Below are 16699 nucleotides of genomic sequence, written 5' to 3'. Positions count from 1 at the left end.
AAAACTGCGGGGTCATGCACCACGAAACCCGTGTTTATTCGGGTCCGAATCAGCGACATTACCGCGTTTCTGGCGCAGGTGACAATCAGTTTGTCTTACGCCAGCCGATTAACCAACTGACAAAGCCCGCCGCCATTAATGCCGCAGGAAACAGGTCCCACTCAGGCCTGCTGAGGAGCACCGCCGTTCCGCTAATCAACAGCGTCGCGCCTACGCCAAACAGGTAACGCGCCTGCTGCTGACGTGAACGTTGGACACTTAAATCGTTCGCGAGTTTATCCACGCTGAGGCGTAATTGCTTATGCTGCCGCATACTGTCGTAAAACAACTCTGGCAGTTCTGGCAGTTTTTCTGCCCAGTAAGGGGCTTTTTCCTTTACCGCACGGATAATCGCCGGAATCCCGATTTGATCCTTAATCCAGTCCTCAAGGAAGGGTTTTGCCGTTTTCCAAAGGTCCAGTTGTGGATAGAGCTGGCGACCGATGCCTTCAACGTAAAGCAAGGTTTTTTGCAACAGCACCAGCTGCGGCTGGACTTCCATATTGAAGCGACGCGCCGTGTTAAACAGGTTCAGCAGCACATGCCCAAACGAGATTTCTGCCAGCGGTTTCTCAAAAATGGGCTCGCATACGGTACGGATAGCGAACTCGAAGTCTTCAACGTTGGTATCGGCAGGCACCCAGCCCGAATCGACATGCAGTTCCGCCACTTTGCGGTAATCACGATTGAAGAAGGCAATAAAGTTCTCGGCCAGATAGCGCTTATCTTCTTTATTCAGCGAACCGACGATGCCGCAGTCAATGCCGATATACTGAGGATCTTCAGGATGATCGTAACTGACAAAGATATTGCCCGGATGCATGTCGGCATGAAAGAAGCTGTCGCGGAAAACCTGGGTAAAGAATACCTGCACACCGCGTTCTGCTAACAGCTTCATGTTGACGCCGTGCTGCTCCAGCGTCGCCACATCAGAAATGGGAATGCCGTAAATGCGCTCCATTACCATCATGGATTCACTGCAATAGTCCGAATAAACCTCTGGCACATACAGCATGCGGCTGTTTTCAAAGTTGCGGCGAAGCTGAATGGCATTGGCGGCTTCACGCAACAGGTTTAATTCATCAAGCAGGGTCTTCTCATAATCCCGTACCACTTCAACCGGGCGCAGACGGCGGCCATCCGGCAGCAATCGTGGTACCCAGCGGGCAATGCGGTAGATGAGTTTCATGTCCGCTTTGATGACCGGCAGGATATCCGGGCGGATTACCTTGATAACGACGTTCTTGCCATTGGATTTCAGGGTTGCGGTATGTACCTGAGCGATAGAGGCTGAGGCCAGTGGAATGATATTGAAGTCATCAAACCAGGATTCAATCGGTGCGCCCATTGAGGCTTCGATCTGCGCTTTCGCTTTAACGCCATCAAAGGGGGCAACGCGGTCCTGCAGGACAGCCAGCTCATCGGCAATCACCGGGGGAAACAGGTCACGGCGCGTCGACAGCATCTGACCAAACTTGATCCAGACCGGGCCCAACTGCTCCATCGCCATACGCAAACGCACGCCAAGGAGTTCTTGCTTGTGCTGGTTGGGGATCCAGAAAATGCAGCGCCGCCATAGCCTGAGCGGAAGAGTCAGGCGCATCTGCGGAATCAGTTCATCAAGGCCGTAAGTCAAAAACACCTTAATAATAAAATATAACCGGCGGATCTCTCCAAAACTCATTTCGCCTCCAGCTGTGCCAGACGCGCATCAAGCGCCTCAAGCGAACGTTCCATCGCGCTAACCTCCTCAGAGAACCAGGCAAATTCCAGGGCGCCCGGCGCAACCCGCCACTCTTCGGTTAATGCCTGACCAAGATAGTCCTGACGCCGTTGCGTTTCTGCTTTGAAAAAACGCCATGCACGCTGCGCGCCCTGGCTCATCCCCTGAGCGGCGATATCACCGATCCAGGGAGCAAGGTATTCAGCGGGATCCAGCTCGGCCAAATCCATCAGCGCAGAAAACTGCTGAACCACCTGCAAGTCACCTTCAACCTGCAGCTCACCGCTACGAATCAAGGTCGTCAGCTGCTGGCGATCGCGTAACTTTGGCAGGGACTTAAGCTGGGTAATGACCGTGCAGTCACTGCTGTCCTGCCAGTCACTGAGCACGTCAAGCTGCTGCTCACTGAACACCAGCACCAGCGGCCAGGATAGCTCACTTAAACGCAGCATCAGTACCTTGCCGACCAGGCGCTGACGTGCGCTTTTCAGGCTACGATCGCGATACAGTATGCGGTTTAACGCCGTTTCAATACCGGCGGTCATTACAGGTGTTAAGGTCATCGCCATAATGGTTAAAATTTAAACCCACGATGCAGCGCCACAATCCCACCCGTCATGTTGGAATAGGTCGTGTTTTCGAATCCCACGTCATTCATCATCGCTTTCAGGGTTTCCTGATCGGGATGCATGCGAATTGACTCAGCAAGGTAGCGATAGCTTTCTGCGTCCTGGGCGACCAGTTGCCCAATACGGGGCAAAATATGGAACGAGTAAGCATCGTAAGCTTTGCTAAGGGGTTCGATAACAGGTTTAGAGAACTCCAGCACCAGTAAACGTCCACCTGGCTTCAGCACGCGGAACATCGAGGCCAGTGCCTTCTCTTTTTCAGTCACGTTACGCAGACCGAACGAAATAGTGATGCAGTCAAAATAGTTATCAGGAAACGGCAATGCTTCGGCGTTGGCCTGCACATAGCTGACGTTGCCTACCACGCCCAGATTACGCAGTTTTTCCCGGCCCATTTTCAGCATTGAGCTGTTAATGTCAGCCAGCACAACCTGACCAGTTTCACCCACCAGGCGCGAAAATTTCGCGGTCAGATCGCCGGTTCCACCCGCCAGATCCAGCACGCGCTGACCACGGCGCACGCCGCTGCTGTCAATGGTAAAACGCTTCCAGACTCGATGGACGCCAAACGACATTAAATCGTTCATCAGGTCATATTTTGCCGCTACGGAGTGAAACACGTCCGCGACTTTGTCGGCTTTCTCGCTTTTGGCGACCGTCTGAAAGCCAAAATGGGTAGTTTCCTGCTGTGATTCATCTGCCATCGGTTTTACCTGCTCCACAAACAATACTCACTGAAGTGTATCAGAGTCATAGAGGTCAGGCACGCTGGTGACCTGCTTATTCGCGGAGGTGCCGAACCCGCTCATGACTTTCGTCTGCGTTGTCCTTGTCATTTTGCTCACTGTCGTGCTCATTCTCAGGCATGGCTTGTTCAACCAGGTGCGGGTTAATGGCGCGTTTTACTTCTACACCCAGATCGCGAAAACCTTCAGCCTGGGCGATAAGGTTGCCCCGCCCCTCTGCCAGTTTCTTCATCGCCTCACGATAGCTGTTCTGCGCCTTATCAAGGCTGTGACCAATCCCGCTCATATCGTCTACAAACAGCCGCATTTTGTCATACAGTCTGGAGGCCCGCTCTGCAATGCGCTGTGCATTACGACTCTGGTGCTCATAGCGCCAGAGATTATTAATCGTCCGCAGCGCCACCAGCAGCGTAGTTGGGCTGACCAGCATGATGTTCTGCTGCAGAGCTTCACTGATGAGTTCGGGCTGACGATCGATAGCCAACAGGAAGGCCGGCTCAACAGGAATAAACATCAACACATAATCCAGCGAGCGTAAACCGGGCAATTGTTGATAATCTTTGCGGCCCAGCAGGCGAATGTGCCCGCGCATGGCGCTGACATGTTCCTGAATAGCCTGCTCGCGTTCCACATCGTCATCGGCATTAAAATAACGCTCGTAGGCCACCAGCGTCATTTTAGCGTCGATAACCACGTCTTTTCCCTGTGGCAGGCGAACAATCACATCCGGCTGCATCCGGCTTTGCTGTTCATTCTGCATGCTGACCTGAATGTCGTACTCATAGCCCTCACGCAGCCCAGAAGCTTCCAGCACCCGGCTCAGTACCACTTCGCCCCAGTTGCCCTGAATTTTATTGTCGCCTTTGAGCGCCTTCGTGAGGTTAAGCGCCTCCTGAGCCATCTGGGCATTCAACTGCTGCAGCTGACGAATCTCGTGAGTGAGCGTGTGGCGCTCACGGGCTTCGGCACCGAAGCTTTCATTCACCTGGCGGCGAAACCCGTCAAGCTGCTCCCGGAGCGGCCCTATCAGGCTGTTAAGACTTTGACGATTCTGCTCATCAACCCGACGTCCACTGTTTTCAAAAATACGGTTGGCCAGATTTTCAAACTGCGCGCTGAGTCGCTGCTCGCTGTTTGTCAGCAGTCGCTGTTTTTCTTCTGCTGCAAAGCGGGTTTCTTCCAGACGAATCGTGACCTCGCGCAGCTCTGCTTCCTGCGCGCTGTTCACTTCGAGCTGATTACGAAGTTCACGGGTGAGTTGTTCGCTCTCGTTGCGCCAGTAGTCGAGCTGTTGCAGGCGCTCATTGGCCCCGCTTAACGCGCCATGAAGCTGTCTCAGCTCCTGTTCACGCTGCTGCACCTCTTGCTGGAGCTGGTCGATATGCAGCTGCTGACGCTGTTGCCCCTCGTTTAGCAGGCGACGTTCTGTAGAAAAGCTGGCTAGCTGATGGCCGACCCGCATTTGCGCCAGTATCCAGCCCACACCAAGGCCGGCAAGCGCCACGCAGATGTAGATAATGATGTGCTGATCCATATTTTCCCCGCTGGTCAGGCTAATGAAGGAAAAGGTAAATTCGCACTGTATGAATGTCCAGATATATTTGCTGGCGTTGGAAGAGGCGACGCAAAGGCTTGTGAGTGGCAGGACAGACAGGCCCGATCACGGGCCTGTCTGTTAAAACAGGGGAATTACAGTAAACGGCGCGCGGCTTCCACCACGATTTTCACCGCGTCGCTTTCCGTCTGCTTCATCGTGACGGCATCCGGAATCTCTTTTTGAGTGCGGTTGACGATCACGCCCGCTACCATCCCGGCTCTCAGCCCCTGGCTGGCACACATGGTTAACAGGGTCGCCGACTCCATCTCGTAGTTCAACACGCCCATCTGCTGCCACTCCTGCATAGAGCCCTGGAAGCTTTTTACGACACGGCCTGAAAAGGTATCGTATCGTTCCTGACCCGGGTAAAAGGTGTCAGAAGAGGCCGTAATACCGATATGGGTTTTAGCGCCACAGGCTTCCGCCGCCGCGACTAATGCCGTCGTACAGGTAAAGTCCGCCACTGCCGGAAACGCCATGGGGGCGAAATGCAGGCTGGCACCGTCCAGGCGCACTGATGCTGTGGTGACCAAAACATCGCCGACGTTGATATGGGGCTGAATCGCCCCAGTGGTTCCCACGCGCAGGAACGTACGCACGCCAAGCTGTGCCAGTTCCTCAACGGCAATCGATGTAGAAGGTCCGCCAATACCTGTCGAACACACAACAACCGGTTTGCCATCCAGCTTCGCCAGCCAGGTGGTGAACTCGCGATGGGAAGCAAGATGCTGTGCATCTTCCATCAGTCCGGCAATCTTTTTCACGCGCTCTGGATCGCCAGGAACAATGGCCAGCGTTGCCCCCTGCAGGTCAGCTTTAGTCAGGCCAAGATGGAATACGTCAGACTGTGTCATATCAGACTCCGGGTTAAGGAAAATTTTTACGCCACTTTACGTCACCGGGCGAGGTAAATATGTGACTAAATTCACTTAAGAAAATGAAAGTTACATTCCCAAAGAAAAATAAGGTGATTTAGATCACACATCCATCTCTCGCCTTGCGTATTGCTACATATGGTGATGTGGAAGCTATCGCGGGAATGTTAAAGAGAAGTGTAATTTTATTGGTTAACAGCTCTGTTACTCAATGCCCGGTGCCTGTCATGGGTGGCCAGGCTATAGTTACGTGATTGCGCCTATGCTTGCACGGAGAGAACGATGAAAACCGAAGATAATATGACACAAAAATCAGCTGCAGGCGCGTTTGCTCCGGCAGTTCAGCCCACAGCAGCGACCACCATTATTACCGACAGCGCCAACATCCATGCGGGGGAAACCTCCATTCCGAGCCAGGGTGAAAACCTGCCGGCTTTTTATGCGAAGCCGCAGTCAGCAGAAGGTCCGTTGCCGGTCGTGCTGGTGGTACAGGAAATTTTTGGCGTTCACGAACATATTCGCGACATTTGCCGTCGGCTGGCGCTGGAGGGCTATCTGGCCGTCGCGCCAGAACTGTACTTCCGTGAAGGCGATCCCAACGATTACAACGACATCCCTACCCTGTTCAAAGAGCTGGTCAGTAAAGTGCCCGACAGCCAGGTGCTGGCAGATCTCGATCACGCGGCGAACTGGGCTGCCCGTAACGGGGGAGATATTCGCCGCATGGGGATTACCGGTTTCTGCTGGGGCGGACGCATCAGCTGGCTTTATGCCGCGCACAACCCGCAACTGCGCGCCGCCGTAGCCTGGTATGGTCGCCTGGTGGGTGAAAAAACCATGAAGCAGCAAAAACATCCTATCGATATCGCCGTTGATCTAAACGCGCCCGTGCTGGGGTTGTATGGAGGTCAGGATGACGGCATTCCGCTGGAGAGCGTCGAGCAGATGCGCCAGGCACTGCACGCGGCCAATGCCAAAGCTGAGATCATTGTTTATCCCGAGGCCGGACATGCTTTTAACGCCGACTATCGTCCAAGCTATCACGCCGAATCGGCCACCGATGGCTGGGCGCGCATGTTAGCCTGGTTTGCGCAATACGGTGTTTCCCCCGCGAAGTGACTGAAAAAAGGGGCGCTCAGGCGCCCCAACATACTGACAACGTATTGACACAACACCAGGAAATCAGGCGGTTTCGCCCCGCAGGTTTCTTGCCGCTTTGACCATGTTAGCCAGCGCCTGTCGGGTTTCGCGCCAGCCGCGGGTTTTCAGGCCGCAGTCCGGATTCACCCACAGACGTTCCTCAGGGATACGCTGTGCGGCCTTGCGTAACAGATTTTCTATCCACTCGACGTCGGGTACATTGGGGGAGTGAATATCGTACACGCCGGGCCCGATTTCATTCGGATACTCAAATGCGTTGAATGCGTCCAGCAAATCCATATCGGAACGTGAGGTTTCGATGGTAATCACATCCGCATCCAGTGCCGCAATGGATGCCATAATGTCGTTAAACTCGCAGTAACACATATGCGTGTGAATCTGCGTCTCGTCTTTCGCGACAGCGGCGGTTAACCGAAACGCCTCCACGGCCCAGCGCAGATAATCTGCCCAGTCGGACTGATGCAGCGGCAATCCTTCACGCAGTGCAGGCTCATCAATCTGAATAATGCCAATGCCGGCGTGTTCCAGATCCGCAACTTCATCCCGCAGCGCCAGTGCAATCTGTTTGGCGATCGTTTCACGTGATACATCCTCCCGCGGGAATGACCAACAGAGAATGGTGACCGGGCCGGTCAACATACCTTTTACCGGCTTATCAGTCAGGGACTGCGCATAGGTTGCCCACGCCACGGTAATGGCTTCAGGACGGCTGACGTCACCAATAATGACCGGCGGTTTAACACAACGTGAACCGTAGCTTTGTACCCAACCATTTTGTGTAAAGACGAAGCCGTCCAGGTTCTCGCCAAAGTATTCCACCATATCGTTGCGTTCCGCCTCGCCGTGAACCAGCACGTCCAGTCCCAAACGCTCCTGCTCAGCTATCGCCTGCTTAATGTGTTCCGCGATACCGGTACGGTAATGCGCGCGATCAATCGCGCCTTTTTTGAAGTCGAGTCGTAATCCACGAATTTCAGTGGTCTGCGGGAAGGAACCGATGGTGGTGGTTGGCCAGGCGGGCAGGTTGAAACGCTGACGTTGTGTGCTGGCACGCCCGGCGTAAGGGCTGGCACGTTCAGTGTCTTTGGCCTGAACATTTGTCAGACGCAGTGCGACAGCCGCGTTGTGGACGCGGCGGGAATGCGCACGTGCCTGAACCGGTGCGCTCCATTCCTCCAGTGATGCGGGATCGTTGCGGCGAAGCGCCGTACTCAGTAGCGACAGCTCATCACATTTTTGCAATGCAAAGGCAAACCAGCTTTTCACCTCCTCGTCCAGACGGGTTTCCACACTCAGATCAATGGGGCTGTGCAGCAACGAGCATGACGTGCCAATCCACAGGTGTTCACGTGAGGCGATCAGCGGCTGCAGACGCTCAAACCAACGGCTGAGATCGGCACGCCAGACGTTGCGGCCATTGATCACGCCGACAGATAACACCCAGTCTGCAGGCAGTTGTTGGTTCACCTGCTGGATATCATCTTGCCCCTGCACCAGATCCACATGCAGGCCCTGCACTGGCAACGTGCGGATAATATCCAGATTCTGGCCGATACTGTCGAAGTAGGTGGTCAGCAGCAGGTTGACCTGCCCGTTTAACGCAGCGTAAGCCGCTTTGAAGGCCTCGCGCCATTCCTGTGGCAGTTCCAGCGCCAGGACGGGTTCATCAATCTGTACCCACTCAACGCCGCGCGCGTTCAGTTCGGTCAGGACCCGCTGGTAAACGGGCAGAATATCGTTCAGTAGTGACAGACGATTAAAGGGTTCTCCTTTTACCTTACCCAGCCAGAGGTAGGTTAACGGTCCTGACAACACAGGCTTAACGTTATGACCCAGCGCCAGCGCCTCGTCCACTTCATCCAGCAGTTGGGTCCAGGTTAAAGAAAACGACTGGCCTTGCGTGAATTCTGGCACGATGTAGTGATAGTTCGTGTTGAACCATTTTGTCATTTCTGCCGCCGCGGCCGGCTCACCCGTCGGTGCACGCCCCCGGCCCAGGCGGAACAGCGTATCCAGATCAATCGATCCGTCCTGATTTCGATGGCGAGTAGGCACGTTGCCCAGCATCAGGCTGGTCGTCAGAATATGATCGTACCAGGCAAAATCGCCCACCGGCACTTTATCGACGCCGGCCGCTTTTTGTTGTTGCCAGTGGCGCGCACGCAGTTCGCGACCCACCGCCTGTAATTCTTCCTGCGTGCTGTTGCCAGCCCAGTAGCTTTCAAGTGCTTTTTTCAGCTCGCGACGCAGACCAATACGTGGAAAACCGAGAGTATGATTTAAGATAGTCATTCACTATTCTCCAGAAAGTCTTCGGCTTTGGCGGGTCGCCAATGATGTTTAGCCGTCCAGATGTTTACACCGCTATATTCTGCGGGTACTGTATGTCGCTCAAGCGCAAATTATTCAGCTTCGATGTGAAGGACTCTCATGATCGAATTCAAACACCTCCGGACGCTTCAGGCTCTGCAGAATACGGGCTCGCTGGCTGCTGCTGCGGCTCAGCTTCATCAGACACAGTCGGCGTTATCACATCAGTTCAGCGATCTGGAACAGCGGCTGGGATTTCGTTTGTTTGTTCGTAAAAGTCAGCCACTGCGTTTTACCCCGCAGGGCGAAATTTTATTGCAGCTGGCAGAGCAGATACTGCCGCAAATTCAGCAGGCGCTTCAGGCCTGCCACGAACCGCATCAGACCACGCTGCGCGTCGCGATCGAATGCCACAGTTGCATTCAGTGGCTGACACCGGCTTTAGATAAGTTTCGTCAGAGCTGGCCCCAGGTGATGATGGATTTTAAATCGGGCGTAACCTTTGATCCGCAGCCCGCGCTGCAGCAGGGCGAACTGGATATTGTATTGACGTCGGATATCCTGCCGCGCTCAGGCTTGTTCTATTCACCTATGTTTGATTTCGAAGTCCGCCTGGTGCTGGCGCCAGATCACCCTCTGGCGCAGGTTGAACACATTTCACCTGAAGACCTGGCGGATGAAGTGCTAATGATTTATCCGGTACAGCGCCAGCGCCTGGATATCTGGCGCCACTTTCTGCAACCTGCGGGGATCAGTCCGGCGCTCAAGAATGTCGATAACACGCTGCTGATGATTCAAATGGTCTCGGCGCGCATGGGGATTGCTGCGCTGCCGCACTGGGTCGTCGAAAGTTTTGAAAAACAGGGCCTGGTGATCACCAAAACGCTGGGCGAAGGGTTATGGAGTCGTCTTTACGCCGCTGTGCGCGACGGCGAACAGCGCCAGCCGGTACTGGAAGCATTTATGCGGTTTGCCCGTCAGCATGCCTGCGAGCATCTGCCCTTTGTCAGGGACGCCGCGCATCCTGCGAAGGTTTTATTGCGTGAGTGACAAAGCTGCGCGATAGCAGGCAAAATCCCCTATAATGCGCAGCCTGTCGATTTACCATGAGAAGATCTCACCATGACTAACAACGATATTCTGCGCAGCGTGCGCTATATGCTCGATCTGAACGATGCCAAAATGGTGGCGATTTTTGCGCTGGCTGAATGTGAAGTGGCTCAGGCGGACATCACCAGTTGGCTGAAGAAAGATGAGGATGCGGCGTTTCGCCCCTGCCCCGATGTGGTGATGGGATATTTTCTTAACGGTTTAATTTTTCATCGCCGCGGAAAAAGTGAAGACGCGCCTGCGCCCTCCATCGAGCGCAAGATGAACAACAATATCTTTATGAAAAAGCTGCGCATCGCGTTTGATTTAAAAACTACCGACATTCCTGACGTGCTGAAAAAAGCCAACTTTACGGTCTCTCAGGCTGAGATTGGCGCGATCTTCCGCAAACCGGACCATAAAAACTACCGCGAGTGCGGTGACCAGATCCTGCGTAATTTTCTTAAAGGGCTGACGATGATTCATCGGCCCGCCACAGGTAAACCCGCTTAATCAGAAACGCTCTGACCGGAAGCAGCCCGCCTGTCATGCGGTCTGCTTCCGGTCAGGCTCAGGGGCGTTCACAGCCTGTTTCCAGCCCAGATGCCCTGCATTCCTTTCCCGCAACGGTTTACTCGCTGGCAAGGCCCGCCCCGGACTATCTTGCGCTGTTGCCTACCACCCAGCGCTTATGGACCCACAGCGACGCCATAATCACGATGGCTCCTGCGATAAAGCTTGGCCAGTGCGGCTTCTGCTGCCATATCGCCAGGTTCACCAATAAGCCGGCCGGAACGTGCATGTTATTCATAATGCCCAACGTGCCGGCATCGACCTGCGTCGCGCCGTAGTTCCACATAAAGTAGCCCAGCCCCGAAGCCGCGACGCCCAGCCAGACCAGAATGCCCCATTGCAGCGTCGTGGTAGGCAATTTATGGGGATTGCCCCAGGCTGCCCAGGCAACGATCGCAATCAGAACCGCGCCCAGATAAAACCATGAAAACGCCGTATGTTGCGGCATTGGACGGGTTTCCTGCAAACGTTTGTAGCCCACCATCCCCGCCGCAAAGCAGATATTCGCCAACTGGACCAGCAGCAGACCAAACCAGAAGTTATCGCTGACTTTGTCATAACGAATGATTGCCGCGCCAGCAACGGCCAGCAGCGCACTGAAAATGTAGCCCACGCGCAGGGGCCTTCGACTTATCAGGTCGTAGATTAAGGTGACATACAGCGGCGTCATTACGGTGAACAGCAGGAATTCTGACACGCTCAGATACAGATAGGCTTCAAAACTCAGCAAATACATAATGCCCAGCTGCAACATCCCTACCAGCATATAGAGCAAGAGCGTCGAAGGCCGATAGCCGCGCCAGCGCAGGAACGGCAGAAACACAATGGCGGCCAGCGCCAGGCGCATCAGCACTGAAAACCAGCTGTCCACTTGCCCGGCAAGGTATTCACCGATCAGGCTAAAGGAGAATGCCCACAGAATGGTAGTAACAATCAATAAAAGCACGGTAACAACCCCGAAATAAACAGAGCGTCAGTGTAAACAATGTCCTGAATCAGAGCTGCATTATCTGGTTGACATCTGGTTATTTACCAGGCGATCAGGCAACGATCCCTCACCCCGACTTTTATCCGCTCAGGAGAGCATGCCTGAGGTTAAAAATGGGCGAAAAAGCGCATCTGCCTGGCATTTTCGCGCCTTACTGTAATAAAACTGTAACAAATTTGTCATTCATCACAGTAACCCAGTCCGCCTCTGTCTATTCTCTGCGCGAAATGGTGCATTGCGAGCACCCTTTTTTCTTTCGACCCAACCTGCTGGGAATCAAAACCATAATGCGCCCGGAGGGCCACCCTAATGTTAAGTATTTTTAAACCTGCACCACACCAGCCTCAGGTGGCAGAGGATCGTATCGATCCACTCTACCGCCGCCTGCGCTGGCAAATTTTTATCGGTATTTTCTTTGGCTATGCGGCTTACTACCTCGTCAGAAAGAATTTTGCCCTGGCCATGCCTTATCTGGTTGAACAGGGTTTCTCACGAGGCGATCTGGGGTTTGCGCTTTCCGGTATCTCCATCGCTTACGGCTTTTCCAAGTTTATTATGGGCTCGGTGTCCGACCGCTCTAATCCACGGGTCTTTTTACCCGCAGGATTGATCCTGGCCGCTTTCGTGATGCTGTTCATGGGGTTTGTTCCCTGGGCAACCTCCAGCATCATGGTGATGTTTGTGCTGTTGTTTATTTGTGGCTGGTTTCAGGGAATGGGCTGGCCACCCTGCGGACGCACTATGGTGCACTGGTGGTCGCAAAAGGAACGCGGCGGCATTGTCTCGGTGTGGAACTGTGCCCATAACGTCGGCGGCGGCATTCCTCCCCTGCTGTTTCTGCTGGGAATGGCCTGGTTTAACGACTGGAAGGCGGCCCTTTATATGCCGGCCTTTGGCGCCATTGTCATCGCCATCCTGGCCTTTGCCCTGATGCGGGATACGCCGCAGTCCTGCGGTCTGCCGCCCATCGAAGCCTACAAAAACGATTATCCGGCTGACTACAACGAAAGCCATGAAGAAGAGTTCACAGCGAAACAAATCTTCATGAAGTATGTTCTGCCGAATAAATTACTTTGGTATATCGCCCTGGCAAACGTGTTTGTTTATCTGCTGCGTTACGGCATTCTGGACTGGTCACCGACTTACCTCAAAGAGGTGAAACACTTCACGCTGGATAAGTCGTCCTGGGCTTACTTCTTCTATGAGTATGCGGGGATCCCTGGCACGCTACTGTGCGGCTGGATGTCCGATAAGGTGTTTCGCGGAAACCGTGGCGCGACGGGCGTGTTCTTTATGACGCTGGTGACCATCGCAACGGTGGTTTACTGGTTAAATCCGCCGGGTCATCCCGGTGTGGACATGGCCTGTATGATTATTATTGGCTTCCTGATCTACGGGCCGGTGATGCTGATAGGACTCCACGCGCTGGAGCTGGCGCCGAAAAAAGCCGCCGGGACGGCCGCGGGCTTTACCGGGCTGTTCGGTTATCTGGGAGGATCGGTTGCAGCCAGCGCCATTGTGGGTTACACGGTGGACTATTTTGGCTGGGATGGCGGATTTTTAGTCATGATTGTGGGCTGTGTGCTGGCAGTGATTTTGTTGCTGCTCACCATGGTCAGCGAGCATAAACACAAGCAAAAACTGGCCTAGCCGTCAGAAGGCCGGTTAACCGGCCTTCTGCTCAGGCGCACTACGATAAATACAACTTTCTGAGCGTCGCCGGCACGGCATCCTCAACATTGCTGCCAATCACTTCCAGCTCTGGCAGGGTATCTTTCAGGCGCTGGTGCGCATTAGCCATAATGCAGCCCTTGCCCGCCATACTCAGCATTTCGACGTCGTTCATACCATCACCAAAGGCAATACAGTCTTTCAGCGTAAAGCCTAACTGTTTTGCCACAGATTCGAGCGCGTGGCCTTTTGAAACGCCGCCCGCCATCACTTCCAGACAGGTGGGCAGTGAAAAACTGACGTTGACCCTGTCTCCCCAACGCGCTTCAATCGCCAGCTCCATTGGAATAAGGTGTTCAGGCTCTTCGCAGGTGAAAAAGACTTTGCTGATGCCGTCAGTGGGCAATATGCCCGGTTCATAAACCTGATAATGAAAATCAGATTCGCGAAAGTAATCTTTCTCTGCCGGACTGCAGCGGCTGACAAACCACTCATCGTCACGATAAACATGCGTCAGCACTTCCGGATGATGGTACTGCAGGCCGAACAGGTCCTGGGCGATATCCCAATCCAGGTTATGGCTAAAAATCAGTTCGCCGGCTGGATTATGCACGCGGGCACCGTTTGACGTAATCATATACGCCGGAATCCCCAGCTTGTCGCGCATTTGTCCGACATCAATGTGATGTCGGCCCGTGGCGAAAATAAAGTGAATGCCTTTTGCCACCAGCTGCTGCAACGTTTCTCGGGCATCAGGCGTGAGGCGGTGTTCGGGTGAGAGCAGTGTGCCGTCCAGGTCGGACACAACAATGTGGTACATGAAAACCTCGGGTATCTGTGTCGGTTGGCCGTAGCCGGTAATGTAAACGGATAACTAGTGATGCGATAAAAAGAAATCGACGATCCCATTCAATGCTTCGGCGCGCATGCTGTCTTTTTCAAACAGAATCTCGTGGCGTGCACCTTTAATAACCTGGGGCTTATCGCCCTCACAGGGATGACCGGCTGCCGCCATGGCGGCGCAAAACAGATCTTGTGAGCGGTTATCCACCACGCTGTCTTCGCTTGCCTGAAGCAGCAGTAGCGGCGTCGTTATTTTATCAACCTGACTGAATATGTTGCGTCCGGCATGAATGCCTTCCCGAACCCAGTGATAGGTGGGACCGCCAACACGAATCGCCGGGTCGTCCGCATAAAAACGCAGGCTGCGACGATAACGTTCATGACTGTGCGTCAGACGGTTAATGCCAAAGGGATGAGCCCGCCAGCGCCCCGTGCCTAATGCATAACCATCGCGAACGGCAGGTCGTTTCTCTGCCCAGTCGAGGATCTTATGCGCCAGAAAAGAGGGTAACGGCAGCGCGATGCCAAACATCGGCGCAACCAGAGCCGCAGCGTGAAACGCGCCAGGCTGACGCGCCAGGAACAGGGCCAGAATTGCGCCCCCCATTGAATGCGCCAACGCATAACGTTGTTGATAATGACGGCTCACAATCTCTTTCAGATAGAGCGTTTCAAGGTCATCAACATAGTGGGAAAACTCCACCACATGTCCAAGATGCGAATCATCCAGCAGCCGATCGGATCGCCCCTGACCACGGTGATCGAGCACGATCACATCGAACCCACAGTGAAACAGATCGTAGGCCAGCTCGGGATATTTAACGTAGCTCTCAATGCGCCCGGGAACGATTACAATCACGCGCTTGTGTTGCGGTGAAATGAACCGAACGTAACGCAAGGTCAGATTTTCAACACCGGTAAATTCACACTCTTCACGGCTGTGCCAGAAATCAAGCAGTGGGCCGGTCGCGAAGGCAGCGAAGGCCTTTTCGCGTTGCAGCCAGCTTGCTCTGTGTTGCTTCATCCGCCCTCCTGATTGCCGGAAAAAAAGAGTCTGAACGGCCGCATGATGTCCATAGCCCTGCGCAGCATTCTGGCGTATTGTGTCACACTTCAGACGTGACAGGGAGTACAACCCATGACCATCGAATGGTGGCTGACTTATCTTCTTACCACCACAATTCTTAGCCTTTCACCCGGCTCTGGTGCCATTAACACCATGAGCACGGGCATCAGCCACGGTTATCGTGGTGCGGTCGCGTCTATTTCAGGCCTGCAAGTTGGTCTTGCCCTGCATATCGCCCTGGTGGGGATCGGTCTTGGGGCGCTTTTTTCCCAGTCGCTGCTGGCGTTTGAGATTTTAAAGTGGGCCGGTGCAGGCTATCTGGTCTGGTTGGGCATCCAACAGTGGCGCACTGCGGGCGCGATTGACCTCAACGCTATGTCGAAAGCCATGCCGCGTCGTCGCCTGTTCAAGCGGGCAGTAATGGTGAACCTGACGAATCCCAAAAGCATTGTGTTTCTGGCGGCGCTGTTTCCCCAGTTTATCCTGCCTCACCAGCCGCTGATGCTGCAGTATCTGGTGCTGGGCGTCACAACCGTTCTGGTGGATATCATCGTCATGATTGGCTATGCCACATTAGCCACGCGCATTGCAGGATGGATCAAAGGGCCCAGGCAGATGAAGCTAATGAACCGCATTTTCGGCGGCTTATTCATCGCGATTGGGGGACTGCTGGCCAGCGCCAGACGTATCGCCTGACCCGGCTGAGGCTGCCGCACGACAGTGACGCTGTCGGCGGCTTGCCGTAACGACTGACGTGTCCGGTAAGCGACTCTCAGCGCGACAGGATCAGATGAATGCCAAAACCGGCAAACAGCACGCCCGCAACACCGTCTACCCACTTCGCAGCACGTTGATACTTATCCCGCATCCACGGCAGGGCAAAAACAGCCGCGACCAGGGAAAACCAGGCGAAGGTTTCAACGCTTATCAGGACGAACAGCCCCCAGCGTTCCAGCCCCCCCACATCGTTACCGATAAACAAGGAAAAGACGCTACCAAAGTAGATAACCGCTTTGGGATTCGACAGGTTGGTCAGCAGGCCTTTAATAAAGCTCATGCCTTTCCTGGGCAGTTCGACGACAGGTTCCTGCTGTACGGGCTGTTTGTGGCGCTGACGGGCTGAGCCAATTAACTGCCAACCCATTAGAGTCCGCCACCGACCATGATGATTTGGTGTAGCCAGGCCATCTTTTGCAAAATCAGATGCAGGCCCATCAACGCTACCGCGGCCCAGATCATGACCGCCAGGGTAATGCCCAGAACGCCCAACATCGCTTCTTTGCGCGAACGGCTGGCGGCGGTTTGCGAGACAAAAAAGAAATCCGGGCCGGGACTCATCAGGGCAACAAGATGGACCAGGGCAATCGTGCCGAACAAAATCAACATGGT

General features: G+C 54.2%; 14 protein-coding genes and 1 pseudogene. 5 read left to right on the top strand and 10 right to left on the bottom strand.

What is annotated here, in order from left to right:
* Positions 1–85: 85 nt before the first annotated feature.
* The 5 genes from ubiB to udp all read right to left on the bottom strand — a co-directional run bounded on the left by ubiB (position 86) and on the right by udp (position 5588).
* Positions 86–1723: a ubiquinone biosynthesis regulatory protein kinase UbiB gene (gene ubiB / locus QLG08_RS00455; protein ID WP_014606977.1), complete on the bottom strand. Its 1638-nt coding sequence runs from the start codon at positions 1721–1723 to the stop codon at positions 86–88.
* Positions 1720–2325: an SCP2 domain-containing protein gene (locus QLG08_RS00450; RefSeq protein WP_026021046.1), complete on the bottom strand. Its 606-nt coding sequence runs from the start codon at positions 2323–2325 to the stop codon at positions 1720–1722. The genes ubiB and QLG08_RS00450 overlap by 4 nt, the downstream gene beginning before the upstream one ends.
* Positions 2326–2336: 11 nt before the next feature.
* Positions 2337–3095, bottom strand: a complete 759-nt coding sequence (ubiE, locus tag QLG08_RS00445) for a bifunctional demethylmenaquinone methyltransferase/2-methoxy-6-polyprenyl-1,4-benzoquinol methylase UbiE (protein WP_014595026.1) — start codon at positions 3093–3095, stop codon at positions 2337–2339.
* A gap of 76 nt (positions 3096–3171) precedes the next feature.
* Positions 3172–4671 (bottom strand): DNA recombination protein RmuC, encoded by a 1500-nt coding sequence (rmuC, locus tag QLG08_RS00440; RefSeq protein WP_238492875.1) that lies wholly within the window; start codon positions 4669–4671, stop codon positions 3172–3174.
* A gap of 155 nt (positions 4672–4826) precedes the next feature.
* The gene (udp, locus tag QLG08_RS00435) at positions 4827–5588 is read right to left on the bottom strand and encodes a uridine phosphorylase (RefSeq protein WP_014606979.1); all 762 of its coding nucleotides are present in this window, start codon (positions 5586–5588) and stop codon (positions 4827–4829) included.
* Between the two features lie 303 nt (positions 5589–5891).
* Between udp and QLG08_RS00430 the strand changes: the two genes are divergently transcribed.
* Positions 5892–6728: a dienelactone hydrolase family protein gene (locus tag QLG08_RS00430; protein WP_238492874.1), complete on the top strand. Its 837-nt coding sequence runs from the start codon at positions 5892–5894 to the stop codon at positions 6726–6728.
* Between the two features lie 63 nt (positions 6729–6791).
* Here QLG08_RS00430 and metE read toward each other — a convergent pair whose 3' ends face one another.
* On the bottom strand, positions 6792–9062 hold the full coding sequence (gene metE, locus QLG08_RS00425; protein ID WP_105088844.1) for a 5-methyltetrahydropteroyltriglutamate--homocysteine S-methyltransferase: 2271 nt from the start codon (positions 9060–9062) through the stop codon (positions 6792–6794).
* 138 nt (positions 9063–9200) lie between these two features.
* Here metE and metR point away from each other — a divergent pair, with 138 nt between their 5' ends.
* Together metR and QLG08_RS00415 are read left to right on the top strand one after the other, a co-directional pair.
* A complete protein-coding gene (gene metR, locus QLG08_RS00420; protein WP_014595023.1) occupies positions 9201–10130 on the top strand; it encodes an HTH-type transcriptional regulator MetR in 930 nt (309 codons plus the stop codon).
* A 72-nt stretch (positions 10131–10202) separates the two neighbouring features.
* Positions 10203–10682 carry a DUF1456 family protein gene (locus tag QLG08_RS00415; protein ID WP_013024089.1) on the top strand — a complete coding sequence of 160 codons (480 nt, stop codon included), beginning with the start codon at positions 10203–10205 and terminating at the stop codon, positions 10680–10682.
* 145 nt (positions 10683–10827) lie between these two features.
* Here the strand turns inward: QLG08_RS00415 and QLG08_RS00410 are convergent, their stop codons facing one another.
* Positions 10828–11688, bottom strand: a complete 861-nt coding sequence (locus QLG08_RS00410) for a carboxylate/amino acid/amine transporter (RefSeq protein WP_013024088.1) — start codon at positions 11686–11688, stop codon at positions 10828–10830.
* Between the two features lie 351 nt (positions 11689–12039).
* Here QLG08_RS00410 and glpT point away from each other — a divergent pair, with 351 nt between their 5' ends.
* Positions 12040–13380, top strand: a complete 1341-nt coding sequence (glpT, locus tag QLG08_RS00405) for a glycerol-3-phosphate transporter (protein ID WP_013024087.1) — start codon at positions 12040–12042, stop codon at positions 13378–13380.
* A 40-nt stretch (positions 13381–13420) separates the two neighbouring features.
* Here the strand turns inward: glpT and yigL are convergent, their stop codons facing one another.
* Together yigL and pldB are read right to left on the bottom strand one after the other, a co-directional pair.
* Complete coding sequence (yigL, locus tag QLG08_RS00400) at positions 13421–14221, bottom strand: sugar/pyridoxal phosphate phosphatase YigL (protein ID WP_013024086.1); 801 nt, start codon at positions 14219–14221, stop codon at positions 13421–13423.
* A 54-nt stretch (positions 14222–14275) separates the two neighbouring features.
* The gene (gene pldB, locus QLG08_RS00395) at positions 14276–15268 is read right to left on the bottom strand and encodes a lysophospholipase L2 (protein WP_014595021.1); all 993 of its coding nucleotides are present in this window, start codon (positions 15266–15268) and stop codon (positions 14276–14278) included.
* 114 nt (positions 15269–15382) lie between these two features.
* Between pldB and rhtB the strand changes: the two genes are divergently transcribed.
* Positions 15383–16006 carry a homoserine/homoserine lactone efflux protein gene (gene rhtB, locus QLG08_RS00390; RefSeq protein WP_013024084.1) on the top strand — a complete coding sequence of 208 codons (624 nt, stop codon included), beginning with the start codon at positions 15383–15385 and terminating at the stop codon, positions 16004–16006.
* A gap of 76 nt (positions 16007–16082) precedes the next feature.
* Here the strand turns inward: rhtB and rhtC are convergent.
* Positions 16083–16696 (bottom strand): annotated as a pseudogene (gene rhtC, locus QLG08_RS00385) (threonine export protein RhtC).
* Positions 16697–16699: the final 3 nt, after the last annotated feature.

Origin of the sequence: Pantoea sp. V106_11 (assembly GCF_029967885.1) — a bacterium.
In the GTDB taxonomy this organism is placed as follows: Bacteria; Pseudomonadota; Gammaproteobacteria; order Enterobacterales; family Enterobacteriaceae; genus Pantoea; species Pantoea ananatis.
Note: the sequence above shows the minus strand (reverse complement) of the source record. Positions and strands in the feature narration are given on the sequence as shown.